The organism is Mesorhizobium sp. C395A, assembly GCF_030323205.1.
Taxonomy (GTDB): Bacteria; Pseudomonadota; Alphaproteobacteria; order Rhizobiales; family Rhizobiaceae; genus Mesorhizobium.
The window spans coordinates 4511577-4525349 of record NZ_CP100473.1; the positions used below are offsets into that span (position 1 = coordinate 4511577).

At 64.0% G+C, this 13773-nt stretch carries 13 protein-coding genes; 10 read left to right on the forward strand and 3 right to left on the reverse strand.

All coding sequences use genetic code 11. From position 1 onward, the window contains the following. Positions 1–299 precede the first annotated feature (299 nt). The 9 genes from NLY37_RS22035 (at position 300) to NLY37_RS22075 (ending at position 11615) form a co-directional block, all read left to right on the forward strand. Positions 300–1271, forward strand: coding sequence for a substrate-binding domain-containing protein (locus NLY37_RS22035; protein WP_050587743.1), 972 nt, complete (start codon positions 300–302; stop codon positions 1269–1271). A 70-nt stretch (positions 1272–1341) separates the two neighbouring features. Beyond that, a complete protein-coding gene (locus tag NLY37_RS22040) occupies positions 1342–2868 on the forward strand; it encodes a sugar ABC transporter ATP-binding protein (RefSeq protein ID WP_023742134.1) in 1527 nt (508 codons plus the stop codon). A gap of 17 nt (positions 2869–2885) precedes the next feature. Continuing rightward, positions 2886–3872 (forward strand): ABC transporter permease, encoded by a 987-nt coding sequence (locus NLY37_RS22045; RefSeq protein ID WP_050588435.1) that lies wholly within the window; start codon positions 2886–2888, stop codon positions 3870–3872. Position 3873: 1 nt separating this feature from the next. Beyond that, positions 3874–4854, forward strand: coding sequence for a sugar-binding transcriptional regulator (locus tag NLY37_RS22050; protein WP_023742132.1), 981 nt, complete (start codon positions 3874–3876; stop codon positions 4852–4854). Further along, positions 4844–5839, forward strand: a complete 996-nt coding sequence (locus NLY37_RS22055; RefSeq protein WP_023742131.1) for an aldo/keto reductase — start codon at positions 4844–4846, stop codon at positions 5837–5839. The genes NLY37_RS22050 and NLY37_RS22055 overlap by 11 nt, the downstream gene beginning before the upstream one ends. 77 nt (positions 5840–5916) lie before the next feature. Then, entirely contained in the window at positions 5917–7641 is a 1725-nt protein-coding gene (locus NLY37_RS22060; protein WP_023742130.1) for a glycerol-3-phosphate dehydrogenase/oxidase, read from the forward strand. Next, positions 7638–8480: a class I fructose-bisphosphate aldolase gene (locus NLY37_RS22065; protein WP_023742129.1), complete on the forward strand. Its 843-nt coding sequence runs from the start codon at positions 7638–7640 to the stop codon at positions 8478–8480. The genes NLY37_RS22060 and NLY37_RS22065 overlap by 4 nt, the downstream gene beginning before the upstream one ends. Beyond that, a complete protein-coding gene (locus NLY37_RS22070) occupies positions 8473–10011 on the forward strand; it encodes an FGGY-family carbohydrate kinase (RefSeq protein WP_023742128.1) in 1539 nt (512 codons plus the stop codon). The genes NLY37_RS22065 and NLY37_RS22070 overlap by 8 nt, the downstream gene beginning before the upstream one ends. Beyond that, complete coding sequence (locus NLY37_RS22075) at positions 10008–11615, forward strand: GMC family oxidoreductase (RefSeq protein WP_023742127.1); 1608 nt, start codon at positions 10008–10010, stop codon at positions 11613–11615. Before NLY37_RS22070 ends, NLY37_RS22075 begins: the two co-directional genes overlap by 4 nt. 12 nt (positions 11616–11627) lie before the next feature. Here the strand turns inward: NLY37_RS22075 and NLY37_RS22080 are convergent, their stop codons facing one another. Both NLY37_RS22080 and NLY37_RS22085 read right to left on the reverse strand, forming a co-directional pair. Beyond that, positions 11628–11984, reverse strand: coding sequence for a YciI family protein (locus tag NLY37_RS22080; RefSeq protein ID WP_023742126.1), 357 nt, complete (start codon positions 11982–11984; stop codon positions 11628–11630). Continuing rightward, positions 11981–12196, reverse strand: coding sequence for a hypothetical protein (locus NLY37_RS22085; protein ID WP_023698372.1), 216 nt, complete (start codon positions 12194–12196; stop codon positions 11981–11983). The genes NLY37_RS22080 and NLY37_RS22085 overlap by 4 nt, the downstream gene beginning before the upstream one ends. A gap of 219 nt (positions 12197–12415) precedes the next feature. On the opposite strand from NLY37_RS22085, the gene NLY37_RS22090 reads away from it, so the two are divergent. Beyond that, complete coding sequence (locus tag NLY37_RS22090; protein ID WP_023683888.1) at positions 12416–12841, forward strand: OsmC family protein; 426 nt, start codon at positions 12416–12418, stop codon at positions 12839–12841. A 209-nt stretch (positions 12842–13050) separates the two neighbouring features. On the opposite strand, the gene NLY37_RS22095 is transcribed toward NLY37_RS22090, so the two are convergent. After that, positions 13051–13680: a YceH family protein gene (locus NLY37_RS22095; protein ID WP_023742125.1), complete on the reverse strand. Its 630-nt coding sequence runs from the start codon at positions 13678–13680 to the stop codon at positions 13051–13053. Positions 13681–13773: the final 93 nt, after the last annotated feature.

Genomic DNA, 13773 nt, shown 5'->3' on the forward strand with positions numbered 1-13773 from the left:
TCCAGACGCCGAGATCGGACGTCCTGTGTTCAGGTCGCTCGTCACGGGCACTAATGACGCAACCGCTTGGCGATAACGCCGACTTCGCATCCACCCCACTCTACCTGCAAGATATTTCACATACTGAAATTTCGTTCGCCATCATTGACATGGCACAAATCCCGCCGTATTCAACCCCGCCAGAGATTTCATTTTATGAAATTTCTTGCAAAGCTGATGCGACGAGGCTTTCATCGTCGGGGAACCCGGAGGAGAGAATGAACAGGATTGGGCTGGTGGGCGCGCTGAGCGCCGCCGTGATGACGTTGACCCTGGCGATGCCAGCGTCGGCAGAGAGCAAGTTTCAGTGCAAGCCGGATGAGACCTACGTGATGAACGTCATGGTCTCCGCGCATCCCTATTGGGTGCCGGTCTATCAGGGCTTCAAGCAGGCGGCTGCGGCGATGGGCTGCAAGACAGTGTTTTCGGGCACGCCGGACTATGACATCGCCAAGCAGATCGCTTCCTTCGAACAGGATCTGATCAAGAAGCCGGCCGGCGTGCTGCTGCACCCGATGCAGGCCGATCCGTTCATCGAGCCGATCAACCGCGCCATCGAGAACGGCACCACCGTCGTCACCTTCGCCGCCGACTCGCCAAAATCCAAGCGCGTCTCCTACATCACCTCGGACAATCTGGCGGAAGCCAAGTTTGCCGCCGAGGAGATCGTCAAGCAGGTCGGCGACGACGCCGAATATGGCGTGCTTGAGAACCCCGGCCAGAGCAACCACGATCTGCGCGTCACCGCCTTAATCGACTATCTCGCCAAGAACTATCCGAAGATGAAGCTGGTCGGACGCCAGGCCTCTAACCAGGACGCCAATGTCGCCAACAAGGCGGTGGCCTCGATGCTGCAAGCCAACCCGAACCTCAAGGCGCTTTGGATTCCGGAAGCCGGTTCAGCCGAAGGCGCGGTCGCGGCCGTTCTCGAAGCCAAGGCCAAGGTGCTGATCATGCACGCCGACATCACCCCGGCGACGCTAGAGCAGATCAAGGCCGGCAACATCCACATGGCGCTGAGCCCGAACCAGGGAATGCAGGGTTATCTCGGCTTCGTCGCCACCTTCATGGCGGCGCATCCGGAACTGATCGACCCGTTCAACGACTACAAGACGTCGGGCCACAACCCGATGAGCATCCCCTTCGCCGATAACGGCTTTGCCGTCATCACCAAGGAGAATGCCGACTCGTTCGACCTGAACAAGTACATGCAGGGCCGCGATCCCAGCTAATCGCGTCCATCAGGCAATCGCGCCATCCGGCGCGGTTGCCTTATCCCTCCCTGAGCAGGTGAGCACACAAGTGGAAATCCCGGCCCTCCTCAAAATATCCGGCCTCCGCAAATCGTTCGGCCCTGTCCGTGCGTTGCGCGATGTTGGTTTCGAGCTGCGCGCCGCCGAAATCCACGCCATTGCCGGCGAGAACGGCGCCGGCAAGTCGACGTTGATGAAGGTGATCGACGGCATACTGCCGCCCGACAGCGGCGACATCCAGATCGATGGCCGCTCCGTTTCGATCCCCTCGCCGCTGGCGGCGCAAAAGCTCGGCATCGGCTTCGTTCATCAGGAGATCGCGCTCTGCCCCGATGTCTCGGTGGCCGAAAACATCTTCATGTCGATCACCAACGCCAGCAAGGCGCTGCTGATGAATTACCGCGACCTCGAGAAACGTGCGACAGCCATCCTGGCGCGACTTGGCAACATCGATCCGACCGCGATGGTGCGCAGCCTTTCGATCTCCCAGCAGCAGCTGGTCGAGATCGCCAAGGCGCTGACGCTCGATTGCCGCATCCTCATCTTCGACGAGCCGACCGCCGCGCTGACCGAGCGCGAGGCCAAGAAGCTGTTCGAGATCATCCACCAGCTTGCCGGCGAAGGCATCGGCATCATCTACATCTCGCACCGCATGGCCGAAATCTTCGAAAACTGCGACCGCGTCACGGTGCTGCGCGACGGCCGGTACATCACCACGCTCGACATATCGGCGACGACGCCAGAACAGGTGGTGGCGTCCATGGTCGGCCGCGTCATCGACAGCCTCTATCCCGAGAAGCTGCGCGGCGACGAGCGGTCCGAGGAAATTCTGCTCGAGGTCAGCAACCTCTGCGAGACGACCACCTTCCGCGACATTAGCTTCCAGTTGCGCAAGGGCGAAATCCTCGGCATTGGCGGCCTGATCGGCGCCGGTCGCAGCGAGATCGTTCGGGGTATCTGCCGGCTGGAGGGTCAGGTGACCGGCAATGTCAGCCTGCATGGCAAGCCGCTGTCGCTGACCCATTATGGCGACAGCATCGCCGCCGGCATCGTCTACCTCTCCGAGGACCGCAAGGGTGACGGGCTGTTCCTCGACATGTCGATCGCCGCCAACATCTCGGCGCTGGCGGTGGATCGGATCTCGACGCGCTTCGGCCTCATCAACGACCGCCGCGAGAAGCAGCGGGCGGAAACCATCGGCAGGCAGCTGTCGCTGAAATGCGGCCATGTCGGCCAGCCGGTTTCGACGCTCTCGGGTGGCAACCAGCAGAAGGTGGCGATCGCCAAGATGCTGTCGGTCGACCCGAAGGTGATCTTCCTCGACGAGCCGACGCGCGGCGTCGATGTCGGCGCCAAGGCCGAAATCCACCGGATCCTGCGCAAGCTGGCGCGCGACGGCGTCGGCATCGTGGTCATCTCGTCGGAACTGCCGGAACTGATCGGTGTCTGCGACCGGGTGCTGATCGTACGCGAGGGACGCATCACCGGCGAGGTCACCGGCGCGGAAATGACCGAAGAAAACATCATGGTCCTGGCATCGCTTGCCGATGACGGCCGGCAACGGAGCGCCGCATGAGCATCGTGGGGGAAAGCATGGACAGCGTGACGCCGCCGGCCCGCATCGAGTTCGGTGAAAGGCTTGGCGGCCTGATCAGGATGCGCGAGACCGGTCTGATCCTCATCATCGCCGTGCTCTTTGCGGTCATGTCGTTCGCATCGCCGTACTTCCTGACCTGGGACAATATGCGGGCGATGGCGATGGCCTTCGCGGTCGAGGGCATCGTCGTCGTCGGCATGACGATCCTTCTGATCTCAGGCGGCATCGACCTTTCGGTCGGTTCGGTCACCGCACTCGCCATGGTCATTGCCGGCCTGCTCTTCCTCGGCGGCGTCGACCCCTGGCTGGCATCATTGATTGCAATAGCGGCCTGTGCAGGCATCGGCGCCTTTATGGGCTTCTTCGTCACCAAGGTGGGATTGCACCACTTCATCGTCTCTCTGGCCGTGATGGTGATTGCGCGCGGGCTCTGCCTGCTCGGCACCGGCGGCCGCCCGCTCGGGCTCTATACCCTGCCGCCCGAGTTCAAATTCATCGGCCAGGGCGCCATTGGCGGCATTCCGGTCGTCATCATCATCTTCATCGTCTTCGTCATCCTGTCCGACTTCATGCTGCGCCGCACGACGATGTTTCGCAAAGTTTTCTACACCGGCAGCAATGAGAAGGCCGCCGCCTATTCCGGCATCCGTACCAAGAAGGTCGTGTTCCTGACGACGACGCTCTGCTCGACCCTGTGCGGCTTTGCCGGCGTGATCTACATGGCCCGCTTCGGCTCGGCCCAGCCGACCTTCGGCGCCGGCATGGAGCTGAACGTCATCGCCGCCGCGGTGATCGGCGGCGCCAGCCTCACTGGTGGCTCCGGCACCATTCTCGGCGCCATCCTTGGCACCATCCTGCTCTCCGTCGTTTCAAGCTCGCTCGCTCTGCTCGACGTGTCCGTCTATTGGCAGGACATCATCCGCGGGTCCATTCTGCTGACGGCGGTCACCGCCGACTACCACTTCAACAAGCGGCGGGGCTGAGATGGCGGACGGCAGGGAAGATTTCGAGGCGATCCGGCAGATCCACACCGTTCTGGTGCTGCACTTCGTCGACGGCATGAAGCAGAACGACATTGCGGCGGCGCTCAACCTTTCGGCGTCGAAAGTCAATCGGCTGATCGCGCAAGGGCGCAAGCTCGGCATGCTGAGGATCGCGGTCGAGAGCCCGTTCCAGCGCCTTGTCGACATCGAAAAGCAGCTGATCGAGGTCGCGCAACTGGCAGCCGCGATCGTGACGCCGACCGTGGCCGGCAGTCCCGACAGCACGCTGCAGCAGGTGGGGCGCGCGGCGGCCAACCAGTTGCTCGAGACCTTGCGCGACGGGGACGTCATCGCCATTACCGGCGGCAAGGCGATCAGCGCGCTGGTCGAAAACCTGCAGCCCGAGCGCGCCTTCGACGTCACCGTCGTGCCGCTGACCGGCGGCGTCCAGGGCAAGCACTATACCGACGTCAACCATCTGGCGACGCGGCTGGCCGAACGCCTCGGCGGCACCAGCATGCTCTTGCATGCGCCACTCTTTGCCGAAAGCCGCGAGCAGCGCGATCTCCTGCTGGACATGGCCTCGGTGCGCGAGATCTTCGACCTGGCGCGCAAGGCGGCGATCGCGCTGGTCGGCGTCGGGTCGATTCAGACGCCGGGATCGAGCTACTACGACCTCCACCCAGGCCTCGATCCCGACCGCGAAAAACTCGCCGCCAGCGGCGCGGTCGGCGAGTTCCTTGCGCATCTGATCCGCGACGACGGCACGCTGGCCGACTACCCGCCCAATGACCGCCTGGTGGCGCTGGCGCCTTCGGAACTTGGCCGCTGCCGGTCGGTGATGGGGGTGGCCAGCGGCGCCGAAAAGATCTGGCCGATCCGTGCCGCGCTTCGCGGCAACTATCTCAAATCACTGGTCGTCGACGAAGAGACGGCCAATGCAGTCCTGAGCAATGCGGGGAGCATACGCAATGTCGCCTGAAATGTTGACGCGCACCATTGGCGCGTCGGGAATATCCGCCTCCGCGATTGGCCTCGGCACCTGGGCCATTGGCGGCTGGATGTGGGGCGGCACCGATGAGGCGCAGTCGATCGACACCATCCGCGCCTCGATCGACGAAGGCGTTTCGCTGATCGACACCGCGCCGGCCTACGGCAAGGGGCTGTCCGAGGAAATCGTCGGCAAGGCGATAAAGGGTCGCCGTGACAAGGTCGTCCTTGCCACCAAGCTTGGGCTGGTCTGGCATACCAAGAAGGGCAACCACTTCTTCGACTATGACGGCGCGCCGGTGCATCGCTATCTCGGTGCCGACTCTGTCGTCTACGAAGTCGAGCAGAGCCTGCGCCGCCTCGGCACCGACCATATCGACCACTACATCACCCACTGGCAGGATCCGACCACGCCGGTCACTGAAACGATGGAAGCGCTCGACCGCCTCAAGACCCAGGGCAAGATCCGCTCCATCGGCGCCAGCAATGTCAGCGTCGCCGATGTGAAGGCCTATCTCGCGGCCGGCCAACTCGATGCGGTCCAGCAGGAATACAGCATGGCTGCGCGTGACATGGAACAGGATCTCTTGCCCTTCTGCGCCGGGAACAACGTGTCGGTGCTCAGCTATTCGTCGCTGTCGCTCGGTCTGCTCTCGGGCAAGATCGGTCCCGACCGCGTCTTTACCGGCGACGACCAGCGCAAGGATAATCCGCGCTTCTCGCAGCCCAACCGCCGCAAGGCGGCAGCGCTGATGGAAGCGATCAAGCCGAGTGCCGAGGCGCACGGCGCCAGCGAGGCGCAGGTGGTCATCGCCTGGACGCTGCAGCAGCCCGGCATCGCCTTCTCACTCTGCGGCGCGCGCAGCCCGCAGCAAGCCAGGGAAAACGCGCAGGCTGGCCGCATCAAATTGTCGGGACAGGAGATCAACCAGATCAGTGAGGCCGCCAGCCGCCATCTGACCAATCTCGACGCCTGACCGCCACCAGTAACCCGAACCAAGTTGAGCTGCCGTCCACCGGACGGCAGAACGGCCCAACCTTGCCCGGCAAAGCCATGCCTGATCAGAGAACCGTCATCCTCGACACGATCCGCCGCAACGGCGCGTTCGATGTCGTCGTCATGGGCGGCGGCATAAACGGCATCGGCGTTTTCCGCGAACTGGCGCTGCAGGGTCTCCGAGTTCTGCTGGTCGAACGCAACGATTTCTGTTCGGGCTGCAGTGCGGCACCCTCGCGCATGATCCATGGCGGCCTGCGCTATCTCGAGAATGGCGAGTTCGGCCTGGTGCAGGAATCGCTGCGCGAACGCGACGCGCTGCTGGCCAATGCGCCGCATATGGTGCGGCCGCTGCCGACGACAATTCCAATCCGCTCCGTCTTCTCCGGGCTGATGAACGGCGCGGCAGGCTTTCTCGGGCTTTCGGAAACGCCTTCCAGCCGCGGCGCGCTGGCGATCAAGGCAGGCCTCGCGCTCTACGACTGGACGACGCGCAAGCGCCGGGTGCTGCCGCGCCACAGTTTCCGTGGCGCCAGGGCGACCTTCGCGCAATGGCCGACGCTCGATCCCAAACTGCGCTTTTCCGCTACCTATTACGACGCCTGGATCAGCTACCCCGAACGGCTCGGCATCGAATTGCTGCTCGATACCGCACGCCTGGCGCCCGTCAGCCTCGCGCTCAATCGCGCCGAGATCGCGCGCGCGGGCTCCTCCTTCGAGCTCACCGATACGGTGGGTGGTGAAGGCTTCACCGTGACCGCCAAGGCGATCGTCAATGCGAGCGGCGCATGGCTGGATTCGGCGATCGCCCGGCTCGACGCCTCCGAAAAGCCCGCGGCGCCCCTGGTCGAAGGCACCAAGGGCTCGCACCTCATCCTCGACAACGAGCCGCTCTACCGTGCGCTCGGCGGTCACATGATTTTCTTCGAGAATGCCGACGGTCGCGTCTGCATCATGTTTCCCTATCTCGGCAAGGTGCTGGTCGGCTCGACGGATATCCGCGTCAGCGAAGCTGGGCGCGTGCGCTGCGAACCGGCCGAGACCGACTACATATTGGCGGCGGCGCGGTTGGTATTCCCGTCCATTCCGGTCCGTGCCGCCGACGTCGTCTTCACCTATAGCGGCATCCGGCCGCTGCCGAAGAGCGACCATGCCTTCACCGGCAGGATATCGCGCGGCCATTCCGTGCATCGCATAGCCGGCGGCATCCCGCAATTCTGCATGATCGGCGGCAAGTGGACGACCTTCCGCGCCTTCGCCGAACAGGCGGCCGACGAAGTGCTGGCCGAGCTTGGCCGCGAGCGCATTCGCGGCACGCTGGCGCTGCCGATAGGCGGCGGCCTCGGTTTCCCCGCAGATCCGGCATCGATGGCAGCCGATCTCGCCGGTGAGTTCGCGATCAGCACCGACCGCGCCGCGTATCTCGTCGATCGCTACGGCAGCGGCGCGCGCGACATCATCCTGTTCTGCCTCGGGCGTCCCGACGACATCAGGCTCGACGACAGGACCGAGACCACGGCGGCCGAGATCGTCTATCTCGCCCGACATGAGTTCGTGACCTGCCTCTCGGATGTTGTCTTGCGCCGCACGTCGCTTGCCATTGCCGGCGACATCTCGATGGTATCAATCGAACGGATCGCCGATGCGCTAGCCGCCGAGCGCGGCTGGAGCGATCCGCACCGCGACGAGGAGATAAAAAGTCTCATCGCCGAACTCGACACCTATCACGGCGTCTCGCAAGAGATGCTCGACCAACGCACGAATCCCAGGAGCAGAACATGAAAGTCAGCGCCAAGGCCCGGATGAACCGGATGTTCACCAACGGCAATTGCCTCGACGTGGCGCTCGATCACGGCGTCTGCAATGAACCGGGGTTTCTCGTTGGCTTGGAGGACATGCCACGTGTCATCGACACGCTGATCGGGGCAGGGCCAGACGCGTTGCAGCTCGCCTATGGCCAGGCCGATCTGCTGCAATCGCGGCCGGACAAGGACAAGCCGGCGCTGGTCATGCGCATCGACATGGGCAACCCTTACAATGCACAGCGCCACCGGGTGATGTGGTCGATGCTGCAGAACCATGACGAGCCGATCATCGGCGCGCTGGAAATGGATGCCGCCTGCGTCGTCGTCAATCTGTTCATGCTGCCCGACGAGCCGGAACTGTTTCGCCAATGCGTCGAAAACATCGCCAAGGTCCGCGCCGCCTGCCATCGCTACGGCATGCCGTTGATGATCGAGCCGCTGGTCATGCTGCCCAACGATATCAGGGGCGGCTACCAGGTCGATGGCGACGCCGAAAAGATCGTGACGCTGGTGCGGCTCGCCGCCGAAATGGGCGCCGATATCATCAAGGCCGACCCGACCGAGCGAGCTGAGGATTTCCACCGCGTCGTCGAGGCGGCGCGCGTACCGGTGCTGGTGCGTGGCGGCGGCAAGGACGATCTCAAGACGGTACTGGCAAAATCGTCGGCCCTGCTCAGGCAAGGCGCCAAGGGGCTGGTCTATGGCCGCAACATCTATCAGCATGCCAACCCGAAGGCGGTGGTCAACGCGCTGATGGCGATGATCCACAACGACGCCGGCGGCGAAGAGGCTTGGGACATCTACAACAATGGCTGATCAAGCCGCCTATCTGCTCGGCCTCGACGCCGGCAACACCATCATCAAGGCGGTGCTGTTCGATCATACCGGGCGGCAGCTCGCCATGCACGCGGTCGCCGGCCGTTCGCACACGCCGCAGCCGGGCTATGTCGAACGCGACCTCGGCGGCATGTGGGCCGATGCGCGCGACGCCATACGCGCCTGCATTGCGCAGGCCGGCATCGATGCCCGCGAGATCGCCGCCGTCGGCTGCGCCGGCCATGGCAACGGCCTTTATCTGGTCGACCGTGCCGGCGAACCGCTGATCGGCATCCAGTCGCTCGACACCCGCGCCGCCCGCATGGCGGCGTCCTTGGCGTCGCGCAATGCCGAGGCACTGCACGCCATCTGCCTGCAAAAGCCGTGGCCGGCGCAGACGCCGACCTTGCTGGCCTGGGTCAAGCAGCATGCGCCCGACCTTTATGCCGCAACCGGCACGGCGATGCTGTGCAAGGATTTCATCACTTTCCGCTTGACGGGCGAGCGCGTCAGCGATGTCTCCGACATGTCCGGTTGCGGCCTCGTCCGCATGCCCGAAGGCGTCTATGATTCCGAGCTTCTCGCGCTCTACGGCATCGAGGACGCGCAGGCCAAACTGCCTCGATTGCTCGACAGCGCCGACATCGCCGGCGCGGTCACCGCGCAAGCGGCTGAAGAGACCGGACTGGCGGAAGGCACGCCGGTCATCGCCGGCTATTTCGACGTCGTCGCCAGCGCCATGGGAGCCGGCGTCGTGCGTCCCGGCGAAGCCTCTGTTATCGCCGGCACCTGGTCGGTCAATCAGGTCTTCTCCACCGCGCCGGTCGTCGACCCAGATGTTTTCATGGTGGCGCGCTTCGGTCCCGGCCGTTTCGTCAACATCGAATCCAGCGCTACATCGGCCGCCAATCTCGAATGGTATGTACGCGAACTCGTCGAGCGCGGTGCCCATTATGACGATCCGTTCGGCCACTGCAACGCGGCTGTCGGCGCGGTGACGCCAACCTGGGACGATCCGATGTTCCACCCGTTTCTCTACGGGTCGGGACAAGGGGCGGAGTTCCGCGCCGGCTTCTACGGCCTCGCCGGCTGGCATAGGGAAGGCCATATGCTGCGCGCGCTGTTCGAGGGCGTGATGTTCGAGCACCGGCGCCACATCGATGTTCTGAAGGACGCCGGTGTCAGCTTCGACAAAGCGGTCCTGTCCGGCGGCGGTTCGCGCAGCGAGCACTGGCCGCAGATCTTCGCCGACGGGCTTGGCGTGCCGATCACCGTCCCTGAAGCACGCGAGACCGGCGCACTTGGTGCGGCGATCGGCGCCGGGGTCGCGGCCGGCCTGTTCGCCGACTATGAGGCCGGCGTCGACGCCATGACCCGGTCAAGCGCCGCCTACCGTCCGAACCCGGCCATGCAGGACCATTACAACAGGCGTTATCGCGCCTATTGCGGCCTTGCCGATACGCTGCGATCGTTCTGGGCCGAACACGCCGCAGAACCGAGTAGAACACCGCCGAGTAAACCACCGCAATGACCCAACGGCTCGATGGCGACTACGACTACATCATTGTCGGCGCAGGCACCGCCGGCTGCGTGCTGGCCAATCGCCTGAGCGAAAACCCGGCGACGCGCGTGCTGCTGCTCGAGGCCGGCGGCAGCGACAATTATCACTGGGTGCATATCCCGGTCGGCTATCTCTATTGCATCGGCAATCCGCGCACCGACTGGATGATGAAGACTGCCCCCGAAGCCGGCCTGAACGGCCGCTCGCTGGTCTATCCCCGCGGCAAGGTGCTGGGCGGCTGCACCTCGGTCAACGGCATGATCTACATGCGCGGCCAGGCGGCGGACTACGATGGCTGGCGGCAGATGGGCAATGTCGGCTGGGGCTGGGACGATGTGCTGCCCTACTTCCTCAAATCCGAGGACCATCATGGCGGCAAGACCGAGCTGCATGGCTCCCGCGGCGAATGGAAAGTGGCGCGGCAACGCCTGTCGTGGCCGATCCTGAACACCGTGCAGGAGGCGGCCAAGGAATTCGGCATCATGCCGCGCGAGGATTTTAACGACGGCGACAATGAGGGGTCCGGCTTCTTCGAAGTCAACCAGAGCAAGGGCGTGCGCTGGAACACAGCCAAGGCATTCTTGCGCCCGGCGCTGCGACGGCCGAACCTCAGGCTGGTCGTCAACGCGCATGTCGAGACGGTGTTGTTCGAGGGCAAGCGTGCTATCGGCGTTTGTTATCGCGTCGGCGGCCAAACCATCGAGGCAAAGGCCAGGAGCGAGGTGCTGCTGACCGCCGGCTCGATCAACACGCCGAAACTGCTGGAGCTTTCCGGGGTCGGCGAGCCGGATCGCCTCGCCGCGCTCGGCATCGATGTGGTTCACGCCAGCCCCGATGTCGGCGAGAACCTTCAGGACCATCTGCAGATCCGCACTGTCTACAAAGTGTCGTCGGCGCTGACGCTCAACACGCTAGCCAACAGCCTGAGCGGCAAGGCGAAGATCGCGCTGCAATATGCCTTTGGCCGCTCGGGACCGATGTCGATGGCGCCGAGCCAGTTCGGCATGTTCTCGAAATCCGATCCGTCGATGGCGACGCCGGACCTGGAGTACCACGTCCAGCCCTTGTCTACCGACCGGCTGGGCGACCCGCTGCACCCGTTCCCGGCAATCACCATGTCGGTCTGCAATCTGCGGCCCGAGAGCGTCGGCTCGGTGCACGCTACGACGCGCGAGCTGGCCGTGCAGCCGGAGATCCGGCTGAACTACCTCTCTACGGCGCGCGACCGCGAGATCGCGCTGCGTTCGGTGCGCCAGGCGCGCAGCATCATGACCGCCAAGGCTCTTGCCGGCTTCCATCCGGAAGAAATCCTGCCTGGTCTCGCCCACCAGTCGGACGAGGACCTGCTGCACCAGATCGGCTCGATCGCCACGACCATCTTCCACCCGGTCGGCACCTGCCGGATGGGCATCGATGACCGCGCCGTCGTCAGCCCGGACCTGCGCGTGACCGGTATCGAGGGGCTGCGGATCATCGACGCGTCGATCATGCCGCGCATCGTCTCCGGCAACACCGCCTCGCCAGTGGTGATGATCGCCGAGAAGGCGGCGGATATGATCCGCCGGCCTGCATGACGTCGCCGCCGCCTATGACCCCGGCACGTCGTAGATCGCCCTGACTTCGACGGTGCCGATTTCAGCCAGCGGAATTTTGCAGGCGATCTCCAGCGCCTTGTCGAGAGTGTCGGCTTCGATCATGACGAAACCAAGCAACTGCTCCTTGGTTTCGGCAAACGGACCGTCAGTGATCAGCCGCTTGCCTTGGCGCCGCCGCACCGTCTTCGACGTCTTCACCGATTGCAGCGCCTGCGCGATGATCAGCTTGCCTTGCTGGTCCAATGACCGGTCATAGGCCATCGAATCGGCGTCGAGTTTGGCCAGACGCTCCGGCGTCATGGCATGGAGGTCCTTTTCCTCGCCGTAGACCAGACAGACATATTTCATTTCCAGCTCCCTTGCTGTGACGAACCATAGGTGATCACGGCGCCGGCGGCATCCTTGCCGGCAGCAGCGTGGTCGAGCACGCAGACCGCAATGCCGATCACGGCGACCGCAGCAAGCAGCCGGCCGAAGCCGGAAGGTCGCGAGCACTCGATCTCGTGTAGACGCGCGCTTTTGTCGGCGTCGTTCCAATGGGCAGAAAACAGATTGTTCATCTTGGATCTCCATCCGCCACGAGAATCCGTGGACGCTCGCAGGACGGCCGGCGCCGATGCAAGTCGACATTTTTGCACGCACATTTTTTCAGAAGAATTTGCAGGGCACGCCGGCGTCGCATCCGGCCGAAACAGCGCGGTGGTCTTCCCCGGCCGCCGCGCTATAGTTGGAGGGAACGCCGCGTGGCCGGCGCTGTCGCTGTAATCAAGGAGAATTCTATGGACCGTACCGCAAACGCCGTCTGGAAAGGCAATCTGAAGGAGGGCACGGGCACGCTCGACAGCCAGAGCGGCACTTTGAAAGGCACGCCCTATTCGTTCAAGGCTCGCTTCGAGGACGAGAGCGGCAAATCCGGCACCAATCCCGAAGAGTTAATCGCCGCGGCACACGCCGGATGCTACGCCATGCAGCTGTCGCATTTCCTGGCCGAGAACGGCACGCCCGCCACCGAGCTCGACGCCAAGGCGGTGGTGACGCTGGTCCCCGGCACCGGCATCACCGGCAGCGCCATCACCCTGGTCGGCAAGGTGCCAGGAATCGATGCGGCGAAGTTCAAGGAACTGGCCGAGAAGGCCAAGGCGGAGTGCCCGGTTTCGAAGGCGCTGGGGGCCATCGCAGTGTCGCTCGACGCGAAGCTGGGGTGATCCGCCGATTTTGCCCGGGGTAGCGATTCTTCGCGCCCCCCTCTGCCCTGCCGGGCATCTCCCGGGGAGATTGGAAGCTCGGTAGCTGGCACTTTCTTTCGACGTTCGTGATTGGCGAAGGCCGGCGTGACATCTGATCTCCCCACTTGAGGGGGAGATGGCCGGCAGGCCAGAGGGGGGTGCTGTCCCACCAACGTTTCGGATAACTATTAGGCGCCCAGCGCATCAAGCCGGGCGCGAAGGGCTGCGACTTCCTGCTCCAGAGCCTCCAATCTCGCTTCCAGGTCGGAAGCAGGCAAGGCCGGCGCGCTCCGCTGCACCGATAACGCCGCGACGTCCACCGGTCCTGCGAGCAGATGCACGTAGCGGTCCTCGCGCTGGCCTGGCCCGCGCGGTATTTCCTGGATAAGCGGCGGTCGGCGGCCGATCAGCATGTCGAGTTCAGCGCGCAGGTCTTCGATCGACGAAAACCGCGCCATGCGCTCAGCTCGCGCCAGCAACTCATGCGCCGTCTGCGGCCCGCGCAGCAAAAGCAGGCCGATCACCGCAGTCTGCGGCCTCGTTAGCGAGAAGCGCTGCGCCATCTGATGCTCATAGCGCTCGACGCGCGAGCCGAACATCTGACGCACCAGCCCCTTCTGCTCGAGCAGCTTCAGCGTCCGATGCACCTCTGTCGGCTCGAGCGCCATCACAGGCTCGCGCGCCGTCTTCTGGTTGGCGGCTACAAGTGCTGCATTCAGCGTCAGCGGATAGACATCCGGCGTCAGCTCCTTCTTCTCGATCAGGCAGCCGAGCACACGGGCTTCGACCGGATTAAGGATTGGAAGCTCTTCGCTCATTGGGTTGAGTATCCTTTCTAGCGCCGGCGAGACAGCGCCCCCCACTCTGTCCTACCGGATATCTCCCCACGCGGGGGGAGATCGGCAGCTTCG